The 21,774-nt window shown below is 44.5% G+C and carries 21 protein-coding genes; 7 read left to right on the forward strand and 14 right to left on the reverse strand.

Translation table 11 applies throughout. From position 1 onward, the window contains the following. The first annotated feature begins 121 nt into the window (after nucleotides 1-121). The 5 genes from GC178_03425 (at nucleotide 122) to GC178_03445 (ending at nucleotide 4,941) form a co-directional block, all read left to right on the forward strand. A complete protein-coding gene (locus GC178_03425; protein ID MBI1286608.1) occupies nucleotides 122-988 on the forward strand; it encodes a hypothetical protein in 867 nt (288 codons plus the stop codon). A 295-nt stretch (nucleotides 989-1,283) separates the two neighbouring features. Continuing rightward, a complete protein-coding gene (locus GC178_03430) occupies nucleotides 1,284-2,135 on the forward strand; it encodes a hypothetical protein (protein MBI1286609.1) in 852 nt (283 codons plus the stop codon). Next, nucleotides 2,132-3,034: a hypothetical protein gene (locus tag GC178_03435; protein ID MBI1286610.1), complete on the forward strand. Its 903-nt coding sequence runs from the start codon at nucleotides 2,132-2,134 to the stop codon at nucleotides 3,032-3,034. Before GC178_03430 ends, GC178_03435 begins: the two co-directional genes overlap by 4 nt. Beyond that, entirely contained in the window at nucleotides 3,021-4,064 is a 1,044-nt protein-coding gene (locus GC178_03440) for a hypothetical protein (GenBank protein MBI1286611.1), read from the forward strand. Before GC178_03435 ends, GC178_03440 begins: the two co-directional genes overlap by 14 nt. Before the next feature lie 4 nt (nucleotides 4,065-4,068). After that, the gene (locus GC178_03445) at nucleotides 4,069-4,941 is read left to right on the forward strand and encodes a hypothetical protein (protein ID MBI1286612.1); all 873 of its coding nucleotides are present in this window, start codon (nucleotides 4,069-4,071) and stop codon (nucleotides 4,939-4,941) included. Between the two features lie 28 nt (nucleotides 4,942-4,969). Here the strand turns inward: GC178_03445 and GC178_03450 are convergent, their stop codons facing one another. Both GC178_03450 and GC178_03455 read right to left on the reverse strand, forming a co-directional pair. Then, nucleotides 4,970-5,845 carry a hypothetical protein gene (locus GC178_03450; protein MBI1286613.1) on the reverse strand — a complete coding sequence of 292 codons (876 nt, stop codon included), beginning with the start codon at nucleotides 5,843-5,845 and terminating at the stop codon, nucleotides 4,970-4,972. A gap of 34 nt (nucleotides 5,846-5,879) precedes the next feature. Beyond that, nucleotides 5,880-7,100, reverse strand: a complete 1,221-nt coding sequence (locus GC178_03455; GenBank protein ID MBI1286614.1) for an ATP-binding cassette domain-containing protein — start codon at nucleotides 7,098-7,100, stop codon at nucleotides 5,880-5,882. A 315-nt stretch (nucleotides 7,101-7,415) separates the two neighbouring features. Between GC178_03455 and GC178_03460 the strand changes: the two genes are divergently transcribed. Next, a complete protein-coding gene (locus tag GC178_03460; protein MBI1286615.1) occupies nucleotides 7,416-8,096 on the forward strand; it encodes a hypothetical protein in 681 nt (226 codons plus the stop codon). Nucleotides 8,097-8,545: 449 nt separating this feature from the next. On the opposite strand, the gene GC178_03465 is transcribed toward GC178_03460, so the two are convergent. Genes GC178_03465 through GC178_03495 form a run of 7 tightly spaced genes read right to left on the reverse strand, consistent with a single transcriptional unit; the run spans nucleotide 8,546 to nucleotide 16,719 of the window. Next, complete coding sequence (locus tag GC178_03465; protein ID MBI1286616.1) at nucleotides 8,546-9,457, reverse strand: methyltransferase domain-containing protein; 912 nt, start codon at nucleotides 9,455-9,457, stop codon at nucleotides 8,546-8,548. A 4-nt stretch (nucleotides 9,458-9,461) separates the two neighbouring features. Continuing rightward, the gene (locus GC178_03470) at nucleotides 9,462-10,349 is read right to left on the reverse strand and encodes a hypothetical protein (protein MBI1286617.1); all 888 of its coding nucleotides are present in this window, start codon (nucleotides 10,347-10,349) and stop codon (nucleotides 9,462-9,464) included. Continuing rightward, a complete protein-coding gene (locus tag GC178_03475; protein MBI1286618.1) occupies nucleotides 10,349-11,356 on the reverse strand; it encodes a hypothetical protein in 1,008 nt (335 codons plus the stop codon). Before GC178_03475 ends, GC178_03470 begins: the two co-directional genes overlap by 1 nt. After that, nucleotides 11,296-13,116, reverse strand: a complete 1,821-nt coding sequence (locus GC178_03480; GenBank protein ID MBI1286619.1) for a hypothetical protein — start codon at nucleotides 13,114-13,116, stop codon at nucleotides 11,296-11,298. The genes GC178_03475 and GC178_03480 overlap by 61 nt, the downstream gene beginning before the upstream one ends. A 2-nt stretch (nucleotides 13,117-13,118) precedes the next feature. Further along, on the reverse strand, nucleotides 13,119-14,999 hold the full coding sequence (locus GC178_03485) for a hypothetical protein (protein MBI1286620.1): 1,881 nt from the start codon (nucleotides 14,997-14,999) through the stop codon (nucleotides 13,119-13,121). Further along, nucleotides 14,996-15,907: a hypothetical protein gene (locus GC178_03490; GenBank protein ID MBI1286621.1), complete on the reverse strand. Its 912-nt coding sequence runs from the start codon at nucleotides 15,905-15,907 to the stop codon at nucleotides 14,996-14,998. Before GC178_03490 ends, GC178_03485 begins: the two co-directional genes overlap by 4 nt. Next, complete coding sequence (locus tag GC178_03495; GenBank protein ID MBI1286622.1) at nucleotides 15,907-16,719, reverse strand: ABC transporter permease; 813 nt, start codon at nucleotides 16,717-16,719, stop codon at nucleotides 15,907-15,909. The genes GC178_03490 and GC178_03495 overlap by 1 nt, the downstream gene beginning before the upstream one ends. A gap of 240 nt (nucleotides 16,720-16,959) precedes the next feature. Here GC178_03495 and GC178_03500 point away from each other — a divergent pair, with 240 nt between their 5' ends. Then, complete coding sequence (locus GC178_03500) at nucleotides 16,960-17,667, forward strand: hypothetical protein (protein ID MBI1286623.1); 708 nt, start codon at nucleotides 16,960-16,962, stop codon at nucleotides 17,665-17,667. Here the strand turns inward: GC178_03500 and GC178_03505 are convergent. Genes GC178_03505 through GC178_03525 form a run of 5 tightly spaced genes read right to left on the reverse strand, consistent with a single transcriptional unit; the run spans nucleotide 17,648 to nucleotide 21,723 of the window. Next, a complete protein-coding gene (locus tag GC178_03505; GenBank protein ID MBI1286624.1) occupies nucleotides 17,648-18,283 on the reverse strand; it encodes a GNAT family N-acetyltransferase in 636 nt (211 codons plus the stop codon). The two genes, GC178_03500 and GC178_03505, sit on opposite strands and share 20 nt — an antisense overlap. Then, nucleotides 18,283-19,308 carry a glycosyltransferase gene (locus tag GC178_03510; protein ID MBI1286625.1) on the reverse strand — a complete coding sequence of 342 codons (1,026 nt, stop codon included), beginning with the start codon at nucleotides 19,306-19,308 and terminating at the stop codon, nucleotides 18,283-18,285. The genes GC178_03505 and GC178_03510 overlap by 1 nt, the downstream gene beginning before the upstream one ends. Continuing rightward, nucleotides 19,200-20,255 (reverse strand): ketoacyl-ACP synthase III, encoded by a 1,056-nt coding sequence (locus GC178_03515; protein MBI1286626.1) that lies wholly within the window; start codon nucleotides 20,253-20,255, stop codon nucleotides 19,200-19,202. The genes GC178_03510 and GC178_03515 overlap by 109 nt, the downstream gene beginning before the upstream one ends. Before the next feature lies 1 nt (nucleotide 20,256). Beyond that, complete coding sequence (locus GC178_03520) at nucleotides 20,257-20,484, reverse strand: acyl carrier protein (protein ID MBI1286627.1); 228 nt, start codon at nucleotides 20,482-20,484, stop codon at nucleotides 20,257-20,259. 45 nt (nucleotides 20,485-20,529) lie between these two features. Then, nucleotides 20,530-21,723 carry a hypothetical protein gene (locus GC178_03525; protein ID MBI1286628.1) on the reverse strand — a complete coding sequence of 398 codons (1,194 nt, stop codon included), beginning with the start codon at nucleotides 21,721-21,723 and terminating at the stop codon, nucleotides 20,530-20,532. Nucleotides 21,724-21,774 lie beyond the last annotated feature (51 nt).

The raw sequence follows: 21,774 nt of genomic DNA on the forward strand, positions 1-21,774 counted from the left end.
AAGATAGTAGCTTTACAGCTGTACGGGACAACAGTAGGGTCAAGATTTGCCAAACGCGTAGAATTACCATGTTGAATACAAAAAGTTGATTTTCCATGCAATATTACAAATGAGATAGGGAATGACATCCGCCAAACTTAAAAACAACAAACACTTTGACAAGCTGAGTACAAAAGGGGTTGTCAAGATTCCATTTCTTACGGAAAACGAATTGCAACAGCTTACTGAGTTGTACAATCAAACGCATGGTAAAGCTGCCCCTCCTACGCTTTACGATGGTATTCACATGACCATTTGGCATCACGACACCAAGTATAAACTTGATGTCAACAAAGGCATTCGTGAAATTATTGAAGCAGCATGTGAAAGGACCTTTGAAAACTATCGGGCGGTTTCGCAACAATTCATAGTAAAAATGAACGGAAGCGAGACAACATTCCCCGTACATCAGGACTGGAGCATTGTGGATGAGGGTCGATACCGTTCATTCAATCTATGGATTCCCTTGAATGATGTGGATGAGACAAATGGGGCAATGTGGATCATTGAAGGGTCGCATAACATTGAAAGAAAAATCAGAGGGGCGGGCTACCTCTTTCCCAACTATATTCAAATACTTGACCAACTAAAACCCTATATGACGACCTATAGTATGACAGCGGGGGAAGGTCTACTGTTTTATCACAACACAATTCATGGCTCTCCGTTCAACGCAGCTGTTACACCACGGATTGTTGCACAAGTTGCCATCATTCCGAAGGAAGCACCGATGAATATCTACTTTCAAAAAGGCCCTGGTCACCAATTGGAGGTGCATCAACCAGCGGATGATTTCACTTTTTATTATCAAAAGATCAGGGAAGAATCAGAATCTCGTCCTCCAACGGATCATCCGGTCGAGATACGTCAGGGAATTGAAGTTAAACCAGTATTGCTCGAAGAGGTGCTGAATGCGATCGGTGAAACGGTTAAGCATAACGATAGTTAGTTACTGACGCATCATTGGCCACCACATACTGTCATAACGTGTTTCGCGCTGCTGTCTTCAACAGAATCAATGGTGGTTTGATTGCAAGGTGAGTTTGAAGTCGATCGGCAAATAAATACGTTATCCATTTCCAGATTTCAGAAAACCTGCTCATTAAATCTGCCTTTCGCAAATTGCCCGGTTTCTCATCAGTTGCGAGATTCGACAAATCCACGGTCCTTCATGTCAAAAGTCAGGGTTCAGGTAAATCCAAATAGCGACATTCGTCAGTTGGTGTACGGCATCGGAGAAAGAAATGAGAGAGATCATTATAGACAATAAGACGCAAAGAAATCTAAGAGACCTTGGCGTTGGGATTATTGACGGTCCATTACGATTTCCTACGACCGAACTTCGAGCAGCCTTCCAAAGGCTGCATCCAGAATTGAATGAAATGATGCGAAGCACATATTATGTCTCCATGTTCGGTAATGGAAAGACGTACTACCGAACGGTACATAATACGTTCCATGCAATACTGAAACCCTACTTGGATCAAATATTTGAACATTACAAGGTACCTGTCATAGTTGCTCAGGTCAAAGGGGTCGGTTCTTCCTCCGCTGTTAACATTCATCAAGACCTTACCATTGTTGACGAGTCCAATTACCGCAGTTATGTTCTATGGATTCCATTGGAGGATTCATCAGATACTAACGGAACTCTCTCCTTCTTGGAAGGAAGTCATCGGGTATTCCGGAATTACCGGGTACATACGGCCCACTACATGTTCGAAGAATCGGAACATTACATTATTGAACATGCAAGAAAATTTCTGGTCGAAGAGGGCGGTGCACTGCTGTTCGACCCTGCAACAATTCACTTTTCGGGATTGAACACATCTGGTAAACCCAGACTATCATTGGGAATGGAAATTGTGGATAGTTCGGCTCCATTGGAGATACTTTATGACAGCCCAGATGCTGACATTGGCAATATGGACATTTACCGTGTTCCAGAAAACTTTTGGTTGCAGTATGAGTGTTTTGAACGTGAACGCGAACTCCCACCCTCTTTCGGTGAGAAAATTGGAATGAAGACAGGTATCAGGGTGCATCCTTACAGCCATCGTGAGTTCTTAGAACTATACAGCCCCATTAAACCATGAATACCCCGATAGCCATATTGCAGGATGACCGCCTACAGACGCGCCTCAATGAGGATGGTTACATAGTTGTTGATTTATTGAACGAGGGAGAACTCTCACAACTTAGGGAACTCTTCCATTTCCAGAATAGTGGTAGAGATGATATTCCGCTCGACGTTCTTTATACATGCGAACACAACCCTGACCGAGGATACAGGGTGGAGATGAATAACCGCATAAAGGAAATAATCGACCCTACGTTAGCTCGTGTTTTCAAAGATGTCCGCAGTACGGTTTACACCTTTCAGATAAAAGGCATTGGGCCGAATTCGGAACTCATGGTTCATCAGGATTGGAATTTTGCGCGGGCCGATGAAGGCTTCAGAACATATACCTTTTGGGTACCACTTGTCAATAGTACGGAGTCAAATGGCACTCTTTCTGTCCTTCCTGGCTCACACATTAGATTTGACTGTATACGCGGTGCTGGAATAGTTACGCCAATCATGGGACATGAAAAGGAGATCTTACCCAACCTTTTACCGCTAACAGTCCATGCTGGACAGCTGGTTCTATTTGACAGTGCTCTTGTACACGCCTCTGCCTCAAATCTTAGCAGAGACATCCGAGTGTCCGTCATGACCAATATTTTTGCTTCCAAAGCTGAAACGTATCTTTATTTCCCCAACAAGGAAAGGGGAAAAGTAGATGAATACCGGGTTCCCATCGACTTTTTCCTCCGTTACAGTAATTACCGAAATGAGTTTTACCAACCGCCTGTATTCGGAGTACTTGTCCGTACTACTGCAAATCCAATGAGCGAATTCTCAAGTATTATAGCTGCCACAACATTCACCACACCCAACACCGGTTCCAAAGTGATCCGAGTGTTTAAAAAACTGATCAATGAAATTCTTTGAGTATTCGAATTACGATTATGTCGGTTGGAACAGACCTGAGCATACAATCGTACGATCCAAGGAGCTGGGCAAGCAGATATTTGAGCAGGGCTATGCAGTTGTTGAGGATTTCATTGAGGCCGGCCAGCGAAAGGAATTGTTGAATTTTTTCTCAGAGAACCATTCTATCGAGGTTTTGAACGGAGGCTTTTTTGTAAGTATCTACTCAAAAAATCTCGAATACAGGAGCAAAGTACATCATTACCTGCTAGATCAGCTATCCGGTAAATTTGACCTTCTCTTGCACGGACACAAGTACACCTGTTTTAATTACGCAGCCAAATATCGAGGCGAAGCAGGTGAACTATTCGTTCATCAGGACATGGCCCAAGTAGATGAGTCCAAATACTCTCAAGTGGGAATTTGGATCCCATTGGTCGATGTAAATATTGAAAACGGCACATTGGGAATTCTTCCATACAGTCATTTTTCCATTCCCCCACACAGATCACTGTACCATCAGCTTCCATACAGCAAAATTTACGATAGGGTTCACAGCTATATGCAACCGCTTAACATCAAGGCGGGTGACCTTCTGCTTTTTGACATCAGACTTCTGCATAACTCATTCATAAATCTAACAGATAATCCGCGAATCAGTATTGCAGCGAGTGCTGTGCCTGAAAAAGCCCCTTTTTGCATGGCGTACCGAGACGAAAGGCAACCTGAGAACAAGGAGTATGAATTGCTTGAACTGGAAGATGACTTCTATTTGACATTCAAGGATTTCAAAAGTGAGAAGATCGGTAAGCCGGGAAGAAGTACGGGGATTTTTGTAACCATAGATGAAGTTTTTGTGCTACCTGAAGAGTTCGATCTTTTCTGTAATTATCACAACTTAAAACCTACTGGGGCCGACCGTTATAAAAAAGGTATGAACACCTATCCGATTCAGGAACCCGACCACAAAGAACCAATTCGGAAAAAGGATGACCCTGCTTCTGAAAAATTTGGCTTTTTTCAAAAATTGAAACAATTAATCGTAAGATGATAGCATGAAAGAAAGACCACTGATACATGCTCCAATAATGAAGGATCCTGAATTGGAGCGACAACTGAATATTGACGGGGTAGTGGTGATGCGCGATTTCCTGGACAAAAATGCGGTCAAGGAGCTTTTTGATTATAATACTGCCAATCAGCCCGAGTTTACACATAACTCCATCATCAATTCTGTTTGGCATTCTCACGATCAGGAATATAAGGCGAGAACAATAGAAAAAATAATTGATATCTACACCCCGTTCTGCGAAAAGTACTTTGACAACTATAATATTTTCGGTGGTTCGTTTGTCATAAAACTGCCTAATGGTGGCGGGGTAAGCTGTCCTCATGTTGACTTTGGCATTGTGAATGAAGAGGTTTACAGATCGTTCAACCTATGGATTCCCCTTGTTCCGACAACCGATGATAACGGAGCTTTGAAAGTACTCAAGGGAAGTCACAGAATGAAGCAGTTGTTCCGAGGACCCAATATTCCCGATCAGACGGTTGACATCAGAGATTGGCTTTGGCAGAATATGGAGACTTATGAATTGAACCCTGGTGATGCCATTCTTTATGACCATCGGGCCATACATGGTTCAAACCCGAACAACACAGAGATTCCTCGGGTGGCCACCTCCTGTGCCATGACCAATGCGGGGGCTGAAATGGTACTTTACTTTTGGGATGAGACCAAACGGGCGGTTGTGGGTTATGTGACTGAACCGGAATATCTGCTGACACATAACCACGAACAGTTGCCAACAGATCTCGAGATCGTGGGGGAGTGGGGCTATAGCTTAGACCAAGTTACATTGAATGACCTGGGCATTATACCTGCACCTACCGGGTTATTCGATAGGTTGATGGCACTCATCAGGTGAGCCGCGTAAGTTAACTTGAAAGCAAACCCTAAGACCAGACCTGAACTTCCATATCATCATGGGTAAAGCCCATGAAACCACCAACAGTTATCCGTCCAGCGTGGCCTTTCACCTCATCCACCATGTGCCAGATTGGGCCACCGGCAAATGTCAGAAAATCTCCAGGCTCCAATCTGATGGTCATACGGTCAATGCCATACTCGGAACAGTCCACTACCTTGCCATTTTCGTCTGTAAACGTGTACATCTGTTCGAACTCCTTCTTATGTTGCCCCTCGGACCATTCCCTTGCAAACAGAATCAGGTCACTTGACTCGGAGGGCTGAACCACATAAAAGTAGCTGAGTTGATCATAGGAGCCCACGTTATCGTCAATGAATTCATAGAACTTATTGTGCTGACCATGAAACAGATTGCCGCAATGAACCTCCAATGCTCCCGTTAGTGGCTTGAGCAGACGAAGTCCATAAGGTATACAGGAGCCACCGAGTTCTTGCATTTCTGGACAGGAAACCCTGCGCCCTCCGGCCATATTGCTCAAGAGTTGGAATAGACGCTCTTCTATGTCGACACCACATTTCGATTCGAAACCGTCCCGTACTTTCTTGGTCTGCTCAAAATAGGTCTTGGGGTCTGGAATTTCATTTCCCAAACTAGAAAAGGGCTTTGGATAAACATAACCTTTAGAATGGTAGTGCACTTCCTTAACACCGCTCACCATGCTCCTTGTAAAGCTATCTATCTTGGAAACCTCATCAGTAGTGAGAGCTCCCTTCACAATAATACCATCGATTTCCCTTTCCTGTACCTGTTTCAACCCATTAGGGTAATCAGCAACACCATTCAATGTGATGGTTCGGAAATCGTATAGGTCAGGGACTTCACGCCCCTTAATCTTAAACATTCGCCTCATAAATCCGTTCATGCCTGAAATTAAATTATTCTATTCGTATTCTATTCCAATCAAAGTTCTTTATGATCGGTGATGGTATGGTAGACCACCTTTCCTTCAACATCCATTCATCCAACACAACAGTAAATGCCAATATGGAATGATAAGTGCTAATTGGATGCCCGTCTAATCCACATATTACTGAAAGATAATACCTCCCCGTATTCAGGAAATTACCTGGAATGATTGTCGTCTCTTCGTATTTGCCCCTTGGCATTTCCGCCACGCGCATTTTCCTATCGAACAATGGAGAAGAGGCCATAAACATTACATCGTTCAGATCGAACAATTTCCAAATAAAAGTAAGCCTCCCTCTATCCAATAATTTTGTGTAGTTAATTTTTATAACTATCTCATTACTATGAAGAAACTCAGTACTGGATGAACTACCGTTTTTTAGAAGTTGCAAATCATCGATTGAAAAATATTCATTGACCTGAGGAACCAACGGAGCACTATTTTCAATCTTTTGGCCAGGCCTGACAACTATCCAACTATTGTCAATCAACTTTGGTTGATTGGGATAACTGGAAAGATATGAAAGAATCACATTTCGAATATTGAAACTGTCCATTTTCACTTCCTTGTCCAAATAGATAACCCGATCGCAGAAATTTTCAATATCATTGAGATTATGACTGACCAATACTACTGTTTTACTCCTGTTTCGGTACTCTGCCATACGGTCAAGTGACCTCCTTTTAAAGGATGCGTCCCCCACGCTAAGCACCTCATCAAGCAAAAGAATATCTGTTTCCAGCTGCATGTAGATAGAGAAGGCCAATCTCAGATACATGCCGCTACTGTAGTGTTTTACAGGTTTGCTCATGTGTTCACCCAGTTGGCTGAACTCCATAATCTCTGAAACTCCTCGTTCTATTTCCTTCCTTGACTTGCCCATCAACTGTCCAGCGAAAAAGATATTCTCAAACCCTGTCAGGTCAGGATGAAGCCCCATGCCAATTTCCAAAATAGAAGAAACGCTTCCATTCAGAATCACACTTCCCGAATCGGGTCTTAAAACTCCCGAAAGTATTTTGAAAAGGGTGCTTTTTCCAGCACCATTAGGTCCTATTATCCCAACATTCTCACCTTTCCTGATCGTAAAACTGACCGATTTAAACACAGTCGTACCTCCGAAACACTTGGAAAGGTCAACCGCTTCAATGGCCACTGTAGCATCATCATTGTTCGTATTCGTATGCATGAATGCTTGAACCTGTCACCAGTTTGCTTATTCGGAAAAACCATCGCAATATCGCCAAATATTGTAGCCAAACAAAAGCGTTGAACCTATCTCTATCGAACGCTAGTCATCGCAAAAGTCGTTGTATCGCAACTTAACAAATACCAAAGTGCTTTCGGGAACGTGATCATTGAACTCAACCTGATCAGCTGTCATCAAGTAACCGGGTGCATGCAGCGAAGTTGAAGATACACGAACCAAGGCAGGAAGAATTTATCGATTTGCCAAACTGGTCAAAGTGGCTACATTTGAGCAGATTAATCAACCTTGAACTTTATGAAAACTCCTATCACCTCATGTCTGATTCTGGCGGTCATTTTTTCTTCTTGCAATGAACATTCTATGAACAATGGGTCAGATCAGTCGGCCGCAAATGTTGATTCCACGTTAAAGGATTCCCTCTTGGATTTTGAATTCTCTGCTGCACCAGACCTTGTTGATGAACGTGATGGTCGAACTTATAAGACAGTGAAAATCGGAAATCAAGTTTGGATGGCTGAAAATCTTCGATATAATGTTGGAGAAGGAAGCTACTGCTATGACGATAAAGAAGAAAATTGCGAAGAATATGGTCGACTGTATACATGGGCTACTGCAATGGGTGGTAATGCTAAAGAAGGCAGTCAGGGCGTCTGTCCTCACGGCTGGCATATACCAAGCAACCAAGATTGGGATATTCTAATTGCAACGGTAGGTGGTGAAACAGCAGGTAATCTCTTTAAGACGGGTGGCAAATTAGGATTCAATGGTGATCTTACCGGGGGAAGAATGGCTCTGCCTGATGGGGATCACAAATATATCAAGGAGGGAACGGACGTTTGCTTTTGGAGTTCTGAGTCTGACAGCTCCGGTGCGTTCGATAGAAACTTGAGTAATCGAGATGATATTATCTCAAAACGACATTATCCCAAAAACTATGGCTTCTGTGTTCGATGTATACAAGATAAGGAACTTTAGCCTTTTTTGGGTATTTCTCGCTCTGTTATTTACAATTGGCTGTACAAAAAACAGTGAACAAAAGAAAGAAACTACAGTTCATAAGTTTTTTGTGGCCAGATACTCGATAAACAGGGTGAAACTGGATCGCATCTATTGTCAAAAGTTGGAAAAACATGGCTTCTACTTTGATAGTTTGAACTCCGAAAATCTACTTCTGTATGCTGGTCCATTGAATGATTCTACCGGAATGGCCGTTTACAAGGCTGAAAAGGCCGAAACAGTTGAAGAATGGATTCAAAAAGATCCTGCGGTAATTGAACAATTGCTGTTTTACACCTTGCAACCCTGGGACGTGGTCATAGGTCGCACTCAACTTCTTAAAACACATAAAAACTGATGCTGGAATAAATTGTACCCAGCTTCTCGACCTTACTTACGTGAATGAGACAACGTAAGATGTTAGGAAATTATAAGTCCTCTTCCTTCTTTCCATGCACTTTCATGTACATGAGGTTCTGAAGAAAATACTTGTCCAGCCCATTACTCAGGTCAAATTCAGGTTTGATGCAGAACACCTCGAAAAAATCAACTGGAAACACGTAATCATCCCAACTCTCAATCAAGGCTATTCCGGTCAGCTCCTGAAATTCGTTTGAAATCGTCAGGTTTTCAAATTCACCTAATGGAAGGTCGATGGTTTTGAATTTGGAAAGAATCCAGCCTTGCTTGCGTAAATGGGCAAGTACCTCATATAGATCAGCAATATTGTAACGATACGACTCGTTGATCTTCTTGATCTCGCGCTCGATCTTCGCAGCATGTTCGGGCAACAACGGCTCTCTTCTGAACAGATCCTTGATGTAAAGCAGACCTCCATTTTTCAAAACCTTCCAAGCTGAATCGATCGCCTTGTGGTGATACGGAGAGTGACCGAATGATTCAAGAAAGTAAACCACATCGAAACCGTCAGCCCCGATCACGTTTTTCAGGTCGTGATAATCTCCATTGTAGACAAAAACCTTGTCCTCAACACCAGCATCCTTGATTCGCTTTTTGGCAGCGTCAAACTGTTCTTTACTGATGGTTACAGCGTGAACTTCCACGCCTGCGTTCTTTGCAAAGTAAATGGCTGGACCACAAACTCCACAACCCGCATCCACCACCTTCATCCCTTCCTTCAATCCCATAACCTCGATCTGATAATCGAGGAGTTTATCCACGTTATGTGTTCGGAAAGCCTGAATCACATCTCCGTACACCTGAAGGAATTTATCGTTGTATGTGTTATAAAAATCACCCACATCCGTAGCAGAATGGGTAGGTCGGTGTCTTTCAACAGCCGTTGATTCCGTCTTCTTCTTGAATAAATTCTTAAGCATGCATTCAGTTTAACATCCGTCTGAACCAGTTAACTATCCCTTGTTTCTCCTTCGAAGCAAACTGCTCAGCAGGTCTTTCTTCAATACAGGCCAAGGTAAAAAACTCTTCATCGTTCAATTGTTGCGGTTTGAAGTCCAATGTTCGAACTTTCCTTAATGTTCCTGGCCCGACCTTGGCTTCGGGAGTATTATAAAAATCGTTCTCACCAACATATTCTTCCACTACTCCATCATTATTCCAATAAAATCGCATTTCCGGGTCTTTGGAAATGAGGCTGTGCGTGGCAGCAATTCTCACCTTATCCGTTGTGTTAGGTTTTGAAGCGTGCCCCAACGCATGGTCGAAAACAATGGCTTCGCCAGCTTTGAGGTGCACGGGTTTCATGTGTTTCCAGACCGTGTCGTAAATTTTTCCGAACACGCTATCAATGGAAATATGACGGTAGCCGCGAACATATTCATGGCTCTTCGGAAGCACGTACATGCACCCATTTTCCTCAGAAACGTCATCCAGCGGAACCCAAATGGTGAACGAACGGTAGCGTGATTCATCCACAATGCTCCAATCCTGATGCGGCTGGAGCGGTTCAGTCTGATGTGGCGGTTTTGAAATGAACGTTCCGCCAAGCGTCATTCCATTTTCAATGTGCTCATTGATTGCCCGCTTGAAAATCTGCTGAATGGCATCGCTTATCTGATGGATCTGGGCATCATTCTTAAAGTGGGCTGAAACATAAAGCCCCTCCACTTCATCTTGGGAATGATGTTCCCAGAAAAGTTCCTTTAGCTGATCAATTTCCTTCATATTGAGAAAAGGCAAGGTGATGTAGCCTTCTTCAAAAAGCCGCTGATTGAGAACAGAATCTCTGAAAATCGGTTCGTGATCGATCATCAATTGCCTGAAGTGATTCTGAAATGGATCTCGCGAAGGATGTTCATCGGAGTATAGGTTTGCCAGAATGAACGGCTGTCTATTTCCTGTTCAGGCTGAACCAAAACCTCTTCCACAACTGGTTCAGATTTTGGCATTTCCTTTCCAATGAATCGATAGAATTCAGCCTCCTCCACTGTAGGAAAATCATATTCCAACTCAGCCACTTTTTTCAGACCATTCGGGCCTTCGAAAATGTTCTGCGTCATGAAGAATTCCACATTGCTTTCGTACTGCTCGATGGTTCCATCGTTGTTCCAATAGAAGTACATCTGCGCTTCGGCTGGCATTACACCGCTGGCGCAGGCAATACGCTTTTCATCCGTTCTGTTGGCCTTTGAAGCGTGGAGCAATGAGTGGTCGTATATCAATGCTTCGCCCGCTTTCATGTAAAGGGGCTTCATGTTCTCCCAAACAAGGTCATGCACCTTTCGATAAGCACAATCGATGCTTGAGTGGCGATAACCCCGAACCCAATCATGGCTTTTCGGTAGCACCTCAATTGCTCCATTTTCTTCGGTAAGATCAACCAACGGAATCCAAAGGTTGAATGAGCGGAATTCGTTCTCATCCACAATGTTCCAATCCTGATGCGGTTGGAGTTTGCTGTCATCATCTTTCGACTTGGAAATGAACGAAGCACCAAGCAAATTGCAGTTATTGAATACCTCATCGCAATGCGGTTGCAACACGTTCGAAATGGCCGCGCTCATCTTCTTTCTGAAATCCGAATCTTGGTGATGTGCTGTAGCATAAAAAGGAGCGTGCTGTTCGGGATGCGCTTCTTCAAAAACCTGTTTCAGCGAAAGAACCTCCTCATCACTCAGAAATGGAATGACCACATAACCCCGTTCGGCCAACTGTTTGTCCAGTTGGGAATCCTTCAAATATTGGCGATTCTGTTTCACTAATTGGTAAGTCTGCTTTTGATCTCGCTCAGAATATTGCCAGGTGTGTAGGTCTCCCAAAAAGTTCTCGTGTCAACTTCCTCATGAGCTTCTACTGGTACGGACTCCGTTTCCAGAATTTCCTCACCTGCAAACTTGGCCAGCAATCGTTCCATTTCCTTTTTATCTGGCTGCGGAAGTTTGTATTCAATGGTCCTGACCTTCTTTCCGTGTTTTGGTGGAAGGAAAATATCGGTGCCAAAATCATCGAACATGATCAGGAAATTCTCGTCCATTTCATAAACATCCAATTCAGGTCTGGCAGCCGCTCTATCGTAATAATAGAACATCATTGGAGCACCTTTTGTCTTGATGCCCGAAGTAATGGCCTTTCTGATCTTGCCAGAACGGTTCGGTGGCGAGTAATGGATCAGACTCTGATTGAGAATAACAGCCTCGCCAGCCTTCGCATTCATCGGAACCAATTTCTCTCTTACGAGGTCATCATTCCCATTGAAAAAGAAATCCAATGTTGGTGCACGATGAACCGGAAAGTTAGAATACTGTGAACCAGGCAGTACCATCAGCGTACCATTGTTCTCATCCGTATCGCACAGCGGAACCCAACAGTTCAGCGCAACATACTTTTCCTCATCCACAATGGTCCAATCCTGATGAAGAACAAGGTCTGAATTCTCAGATGGCATCTTGAACAGGAACGAACCACCGAAAGGTGTGTAATCCTTAAAGATCCGCTCGTAGCTATCGTGAAAAACACGTTTGAAATAATCGGAGGCTTTCTGCTTGTATTCTATATCTGGCGAGTAGCTGCCAGAAATAAAACCCTCATTTGGAAGTTCGGGATGAAGTTCATCGAACAACTCATCCAACTCTTTGATCTGCGCTTCATTCAGGAATGGAACTTTCACAAAGCCGTTCTCATCAAATTGCTCCTGTAGTTCAGGGTCTTTGAAAATCTCTGGAACCTTTCGCGGTTTGCCGTAAGCTTTCTCCAGGTCTTCTACCGTAAGTCGCTTAAAATGGTAATCGAATTTGCCGAGGCTCTTCCCGATCTTCGGACGGTCGTAAATGTTGTCTCCAAACTGCTCGAAATCGGTCATGAAGGATTCGTCCTGTTCAAACAGTTCGATTTTCTCCGAATCTTCTTCCTTGTTGTAGTAAGCCGTTCTGAACCGTGCATCCTTGTGAGTGAAATAGATGTTGGTCACCACGCGTCTCTCATCAGAAAAATTGGGTGGCGAATAATGAATAATACTCTGATCGAAGATGACCGCTTCGCCCGCTTTGAGGTAAAGTGGCGTCATGAAATCAACGATCTCCTTCGTTACACCCTGATAAATATTCGGCACCGTTGCTCCACGATAGGTCGGATACATCCGATGGCTTTTTGGCAGCGCGTAAATGGCTCCGTTCGTATCGGTAAGATCCACCAACGGACACCAGATATTTATACCCGTGAACTCCGTTTCATCCACCAATGTCATGTCCTGATGCACACACATTTCGCTATCAGGACCTGGATATTTTACAATGAAACTGCCGCAGACCACCTTCTGATCCTGAAGCACATTGGAAATGGTTCTGTTGCCTATTCTGCGTATTTCCTCATCGGCTTTCTGACGGTAATTCTTGTCTTGCGAGAACGTGCTTGGGTAGAATCCTTTCTCATCTACTGGATGCAGATCATCGTACAATTTGTTCAGCTCCGCAATCTCTTCTGGTGTGTAGAACTGAACCGTAACATAACCTCTTTCCTCAAAGGTTTTCTGCATTTCAGGGTCTTTGAAAACCCGCTTCATCTTGTCTGGAAAACTGAACATGGCTATGCTTTTCCCGTCAATCTGAATTTCACTTCTCGAATGATGTTCATGGGAGTGTACATCTCCCAGAACGTTCGACCATCTCCGTTTGAAATCGGCTCTGGTTGGCTTTCAACCACAGGCTCCGGTTCCGGCTGCTTTTCTTCCTGTTGTGGTTGCTGAACAAACAGCTTGGTCATAGTTTCTACCAACGGAGCATTGAACTTATTTCCCGCACTTTCCATCAGTTCCCGCATTTCTGCTTCGGAGAGGTTTTCCCACTCGTACTTCATCTCGCCAAGCAGTTCGTAACCCTCAATGTTCTTGCCTGCATCATACATTTTCGAAAGACCGAGATTATCGTACTTGAGGAAAAACCCAGGATCGATCTTGTATTTGAGAAGCGTATCCTCTGTACCCGGTTTCAGATAATAATGTCGGATTTCTGCTTCCGCTTGCGTGAAACCAAGACCAACCGCCAAGCGTGCCGAATCGGTCGTATTCGGAGGTGAAGCATGGAACGTTCGGTTATCGAAGATCAGCGCCTCTCCAGCCTTCATTTCCAGCAATTCCAAGTACGGGAAAATGGTGTACATGTGGCGTTTTAGCGGTGTCTCCACCTGTGGCGATGGCGAAGGGCGCACGTTCGTAAAAAAACGGTTGCTCCCTTTGATCACACCGATACAGCCGTTTTCCATATTCACATCCTGCAAAGGAATCCAACACGTAACCGAACAATGCTTTTTCTCATCTTCTACAAACGACCAATCTTGATGCGGTGGCACAACGCCTTGCGGATTCGGCTCTTTGATGACGAATGACGCTGTAAACACCTGCGCACCGGTCAGATTGCCCTCCACTTTTGGCATGGCGATCTCCTTGATGCGATTGACCATGTTCGTGACCAATTGCTTGTCCGCATTGTCCATTCCCACATGGAAACCGTAGCCTTTCTCATCCTTGAGGTTGAGTTCTTTGTGCAATGCGATGAGCTGATCGATCTGCTCCTGCTCCAATGCAGGAATCTTCACAAATCCATTCTTCTCAAAATGCTCCTGTAACTCTGGATCTTTGAAAAGTGGAACCATCTGCGATTTCGGTTTGCCGAGTTGTTCTTCTACTTCAGCCATGGTCATATCTTTTATTTGATAATCAAATTCTTCTGCGAACTCACCAATAAGTGGTTCATTTCTAATTTCAGGATACTTGATGAACATGTCATCAGGCATGTTGTACTTCTTCACTTTGCCATCTTCTGTACCGTAATACATGAACAGATCCACAGCTTTTGGCACTAACCCGAACGTAACGGCAACACGCGGATCTTGCGAAAGATTGGCTGGTGATGCATGCATCAGTGCATGATTGAATAGAATCGCTTCTCCGGCTTTTAGCGGAACATCGATCAAATATGCTCTGAGTTCTTTTCTGATTCCCTCAAAATCAACCGGCAAAGAAGGACTTCTCAGTTGGCTGTTCAGTTTATGACTTCCCGGAATGACCTGAAGACAACCGTTTTGAGTGGTCGTGTCTTGAAGCGGCATCCAGAATGTATACGAACCGAATTTCGATTCATCCACAACCGTCCAATCCTGATGAATGGGCATTTCCGAATATTCACCAGGTTGCTTTACCAGAAAACTGGAACCAAGTGGTTTGAATTCAGAGAGTAATTGCTGCAAACTTGAATCGAGAACCTCGCCAACAGAATCACTCAGTTCTTTTTTGAAGTCGGTATCTGAGAGAAACGAAGACGACCAGAAAGGGCTGCTTTCATCCGCAGGAACCCGTTGAAACAGCTTCTGCAATTGTCCTATTTGCTCCGAGGAACATAGAGAAACAACCACATACCCATCCCTTTCGAGACGCGCAGCCAGGTCGCTATCCTTCAAAAAGTCGATCATGAAAAAACGGCTTTCATTCGTTGCATGAATGATGGTTTCTCATCATAGCGCGGTCCGTTCAACTTCTTCTTGAACTCTTCGTAGGTCAGGTCTTTCTGAACATATGGTACTTCTCCGATCTTCTTGAATTCCGTGGGCTGTTTCCATGGATTGAACTCCATGAAGAAATCCTGCTCCACTTCAAGCACATTTACGGTCTTGTTGTCAACTGCTTGGTTCATGTGAAAATGAATGGCTGGCTCTTCTTCCGGAATCAAAATCAATTGTATGGCAATTCGTAGATCGTTGGTGGTGTTCGGATAGGAATAATGAACAATGCTGTCATCGAGAATAATAGCCTCGCCCGCTTTGATGTCGCATGTAACCAGGTCGTTTTTGATGATATCATCTTTGATTCCCTCCAACTCCCATGGCACCATTGGTCCACGATGCTGTCCGAAACGCTTGTGCGAACCGGGCACAACCTCCAATGCTCCGTTTCCTCTATGACTATCCACCAACGGACACCAAATGGAAACGGTACAACACTTTTTCTCATCGGCAAACGCCCAATTCTCATGCAACGGCACTTCGCCCGTTTGTTCTTCCTTGCGGATGTAATTGGCAATGATCGGCTTGTAATCGGCCAGCAGTTTCTCGTAGTGCGGACGGAAAACCTCGTCAATGATCTTCAGCACTTCGCGCTTGTGATCAGGATTTCGGTCAATGAATGTGAAATCGTACGTGATGGTATAATCCATATCCAACCCTGCATCCTTAGGTGAAACGTGACCTCCGCTGGTTTTCAAAACCTCAAAGAACTTATCCCACAGGTATTTCACCTCTTCCTTTTTCAAGAAAGGGACATGAACGTATCCGTTCTTCTGGAATTCCTTTTCCAGATTTTCATCTCTTAGTACAGGTCTCATTATACGAGTTCAGCTATTTTATCTTCGACACGCTTAAAGTATAGTAGGCCAATAAGCAGTACAATGACCGAAATCATCAATCCTGTAAGAGCCATCACATTCATTTCTTCTCCGAACAATGACCATCGCATCATTTCAATGAGCGAAGCCATTGGATTGAGATAAATTAATTCGGAATATTCTGCCGGAATCAGCGACACAGGGTAAAAGACCGGTGTGAACCAGATTCCAAAATTGACAAGGAATGGAATAATGTGGTGAAGATCCCTGTAACGTAACGTGGCAGCCGCAAGTATTAAACTCACACCCAATCCCAAAACGGCTGTAAAGCAAAGGACAAATGGCACGGCTAACATTCGAAGCGAAAACGGTATTCCTGACCAGGCCATCATAGGAATAATGAGCAGCAGTGTGAGCCCTACCTCTACAAATGCCACCAACACCTTTGATGCCGGGAGAATGAGTTTTGGAAACGACAACTTTCTAATAAGATCCTGATTGTTCATCAGACTTGTGCTGCCATGACTGAAAATATAAATGAACAGGTTCCAGCATAGCACTCCACCGAATACGAACAATGCATACGGATAACCAACATTCACATCCAAAAGCAAACCGAAGAATAGACTGAAAACGATAACGGCCGTCAGTGGTTGCAAAAAGGACCAAGCAATGCCCAGCGCGGTCTGCGCGTATTTGATCTTCAGATCGCGCTTGGCCAAGGTCACAATCAATCCTCGATACTTCCATATATTGCGGAAATACTCCGAAAAACTTGGAGCTTCGGCAGTTATTACCGTACGTTTCGACATCTATTCACAAAGAAACGAAACTTAGCCATGCATTTTTTCGGATAAGGTCAAATCGCGTTCTTTGAGTACTCATCAATGCCATTGATAGCTCATATCATCAACATTTTTCACCCATCGGAAAACTCCGACCTTAAACTTGCGCAGGAGGTTACTGTCGCCTCAATGGCAAGGGCTCGAAACATATGTCGCCAACCTAATGCCATTGAACTCCTATCGGCTCAAACAGAGGATGACCGAAAAATGGTCCCTTTTGAATTTAAAGCCACAGCCGATCTGGACCGTGACGTGACGGACATTCATCCGTTTGAGAAGCAGATGCATTTGCCTCTTTTGTTTGACATTCTGAACCGGGCTTATAGCGAATCAGACGCGGATTACATCATCTATTCAAATGTTGATATCGGTGTTCAACCTCATTTCTACGAGACGGTTCTGGAACTCATTGATCAGGGATTCGATGCATTTATGATCAACCGTAGGAGAATACCCGCCAAATTCCATTCGGTGGAAGAAATGGAGCAGATGTTTGCCGAAAAAGGACTGAAACATCCAGGATTCGACTGTTTCGTATTCAAGCGAGAACTGTTCCCAAAATTCTCGCTCGAAAATGTCTGCATCGGAGTTCCGTATGTTGAAATGACCTTATCTCAGAATCTGTTCTGCTTCGCGCAAAATCCTAAGGTTTTCACCGATGAATTTCTCACTTTCCACATCGGGATGGAGATCTTCAAGGGTCGGGCACCAAAGGAATATTTGAAATACAACGGCAACCAGTTTTGGAACGCAATGAGTAAGATCGAGAATCAACTCGATTCAAGAAAATGGACCTTTGGGCGGCTTTGGTTCCCTTTTCGGATAATCTATTGGGGATTGCATCCATGCTTCCCAATACGATTAGCACTGAAATTGGAACCTCGAAGGTGGAAATTCAATCAAGTTTCGGACTGAAGTATCTGCTTTGTTCCAGCAGCCCTTTCAATAAATCGCTTTGGAGCGAATTGAGATCCGCTACATTCTGAACAACGGTACCTGAACCGAACATTTTTGCCGATTGGGCCCGCAAATGCTCCGTAGCCTGTTCAAAATCATTTTCATTGACGGTGTAATACTGAAAATCGGAGGGTTGATCAGGCTGTAGTTTATATCCCAGCTTCAAATTAAATGAGATGGCAAAGCTGTTTCCACTCCGGATCTTCGCCTTCAATCGCTTAAGCCCTAAAGCATAGAATGCCATTTCCATCATGAACAGAATGGCCAGCATGGGCTGAGGCATTTCCAAGTAACTCGGTTCTCCCACAAAAATGCCAGCTTCCCCTTCAGCTAAACTGATATCGATATCTTTTATATGAATAAGTCCAATAGGATATTTGTGGGTTCTGATAACCCAGTAAAGGTTGCGCTCACTGTCCAGTTTGGTGAACCATTGTTCTTGATCCTCACGCGTCAATAATCCTTGGAACTGCATATTATTCCGAACATAATCCTGATTTCGCCACAACCGAACCATTTCCAAATGGTCAGGTCGTAATGATTCAAGTTGTATACCATAACGCTGTAGCCGCATTACAATCGGGTTTTTATGGAATACACAGGTTTTCGAATCCTATCTGCATAGATTCGGCTGATGTATGCACCAAGCACGCTCAAACAGATCATAATGAGTCCAGTTGCAAAGAACAAGGCGGTTATAATGGAGGCAAATCCTGCCTCGGCACCGAAAACCAGTTTCTGATAGATGTAGTAGATGCCGACACCGAAGCACACAAAGGCAATAAGAAATCCTGAGGCGCTCATCACTCTAAGAGGAAAATCCGTGTAGAAGAAAATGAGTTTCAATGCCAAGTAGATCAGACCGAAATAGGAATAGCCAGAACGACCTTCGGACCTTGATTCGTGAATCACTTCCACTTTTTCCACCTCGTCAGTATACCAATGAATGACCTGATTGAGAAAGAGTTGATCGTGGGTCTGCTTGTCCAGTTTACCTTTCAGTTCGGGAGAAATGAGTCGGAAGGAAGAGCCGATATCGGAACCATCCACCCAGTCAAAGATCTTTTTGATCAACCAAGACCCAGCTCTTTTGAATAGAGGATTATTCTGAGATGCCGTCACTCCAAAAACTATGGCAGCTGACGTTTCTTGCGCACAACCGATGAGTTTTTCGATTTCTTCTGGAGGAGTTTGCAGGTCATCGTCAATGGTAATGACCGAAGCCCCTTTGGCATGCGTGATACCACAGACCGTGGCAGCATTTTGTCCATAATTTCTACCCAAGCGAATGAGCGAAACCATTTCAGGATAAGCCGTCTTTATCGATTTCAACTCATTCCAACTCGTTTCCGGACCGCCATCCTCTACAAAAAGCACTTCAAAGCTCTTTCCGAGTTTGGTCAGGGTTTCAGCGGTGCGTTCGTACAGCGGACGCAACGTTTCCACCGAATTGTAAACCGGAACAACTACTGTTATGTCTATCTGTCGGCTCAAACTTGGATCATCGGCAGACAAGCCACCTTGTCTGTTTCCAAAATTACATTTCCCCACGACAGCCCAACACCGAATCCGGAAAGCATCAATCTGAGATGTTTTGATCTGAGCTGATCACTAAGCTGCGAAACCAAGGTGACAGGAACGGTTGCGCAACTTGTATTTCCATAATAGTGAAGTGAACTCGGGGTTTTGTCTTTGGAGAAACCAACCTTACGCGCGATGCTATCATTCAGAAATTGGTTGGCCTGATGAAGCACCAGATAATCGATGTCTTCGGGACTCTTTTCCATGGTGCTCATCAATTTACCGATCTCTGATGCAACCGTTGAAAGCCCGAACGTGAAAACCGCCTGACCGTTCATGGCCAGTTGGTTGAGGTTTCTCTGTACTCCTTCTGAAACTTCCTGCAGTCGCAGAGACTCTTCCGTTGTAGGATTTCTGAATCCACCGAACGGAACATGGATTGCTTCAAAATCCGCACCCTTCGAACCGATTCCGAAAGTCATTTTCGGAGCATTTTCGTCCAATTCAAAAGCAGTCGCACTCCCTGCATCCGCAAAAATCGGATAGATGGAATTGTCCTTCTTCGAAACCATTTTGGTGATCGTATCGCCAACCAGCATCAAGCCTTTTTGGATACCGAAAGAGTTCATCATCCCCACAATCACCGACATTCCATACACATAACCCGCACAGCCTTGATTCAAATCCAAACAGATGGAATTTTGCGGTAATCCAAGCTTGTTCTGTAGCTGTGTGGCAGTTCCTGGAACAATATGATCCGGTGTCTGTGTAACAAAAATCAGAATACCGATCTCAGAAGCACTCCAACCAAGTTCCTTCAACAATGGCTTTGCCGATGCTTCGCACAGATCCGCTGCTGTTACACCATCAGGCGCCACATGACGATAACGGATTCCAACTTGGTTGATGATCTCGTTCTTCGATTTTTCTGACAATGATGTGAGTTCGGCATTATCCTCCCGCTGTTTTGGGACCGCGGCCGCGATTCCCGCAAACCGAACATGATGTCCTTCAAAACCGGACATTTCAACCGTTTTTGGTGAGTTGGTAGAGGTCGCCAACCGTTTTTGCCTCTCTGAATTCCCGTTCAGGAATCGTCACTCCAAAATGCTCATCAATGGCAGCAATAACGATCAGCGCCTGCATGGACGACCACTCTTCCAGTTCTCGGAAAAGTGTATTCTGGTCAATATCACCCGCATCCTGAAAAAGCGAGCTGAAGACCTTTAGAAACTGTTCTGAACTTTCTGGCATCAATGAACTGTTGCTTAACGCGAATGTAGCAAACCGCGAATAGTTTTAGTTCAAGGAGATGTTGAACCGTTCGATATAATCTTTGAATCGTTCTTTGATGGCATCCACATCCAACCCGTAATGGTCAGCAGCGTACTTGTGTTTTCCACGGTCATCAGGCCGATCTGTTGTCAAGTATTCCCTCATCTTTTCCTCATCAACAGGAGTAAGTCCGAAATGCGATGTGATCCGGTTCACGGCTTCTATCGGTTCATTCAACAGGGTTCGGAAATTCACATCCAAAAACCGTTCGTCCCCTACCCGCTCACGAACAGCAAGACCGCGCTCAATTCCCTGCATGAATCGGTCTTCGATGTACGGCCCCATTTCCTTTGGGTCAAATTCTCCGTATAGCAATCGCCAATTCAGCGAAGCCAAACTACAGTAGCTCGGTATACTTCTGCTTGGATCTCGATGGGTCCAAATAATGCAGGCATCGGGGAACACTTCCAACAGCGCATCCAAATGCCACATGTGGTCGGGACACTTCAGAATCAACTGCTTGTCGGGAACGCGTGAAACCATGACCTGCAAGAACTTCTTGTACTCGCGGTATGCAGGCCGTAGGTCATGTTGCAACATCCATTCTCCGTAATCGGGCCAACGCCCCGTCATATCCCAGTTGGGAACCGCAAACTGCGGAATGAACAGCGACCAGCATTCTTCGAGAGAATCATGTCGAACTTCGTGGATGAATTTCATTTCGGGCACCACAAAATTTGCAACTGCAAGACGTGATCTTGTGATCCGCTGACGCTTTTTAACATCGGCCTTCGGGTCTGAATGAACAGGAATCGGGTTGGTGAGTTCCCAGAATTCCAACGCCCGTCTGTCCGCGCTCAAATGAAGCAGATTCTGCAAAAGCGTGGTTCCAGTTCTCGGAAATCCTACAATAAAAACGGGACGCTCGATCTTTACATCCTCCACTTCTGGATGACGCTTCAAGTGTTCTACCAAACGCAACCGATTGGAAAGTGCGTCAACTCCAAAGCCTGTAGATGTGAATTTCCCGAAATCAGTAACTGGCGAACGATTTACGGCCTTCACCAACTGGTGCATTCCCTCAACATGCATTCCCGAACCCGCATCCTTGAAACCAGTTCTTCGTTGGGCTTTCTTTGCAATGGAATCCACATCGAGTTTTCGGGGCGTGACCCCGAAGGGTTGCAGCCAACCGATAAGCACGTTAAGCACGCGCATCACAAAACTGTATGAATTATCTCTTACCCTCCGAGCCAAAATCTGATTGAA

The sequence above is a fragment of the Flavobacteriales bacterium genome (assembly GCA_016124845.1).
In the GTDB taxonomy this organism is placed as follows: Bacteria; Bacteroidota; Bacteroidia; order UBA10329; family UBA10329; genus UBA10329.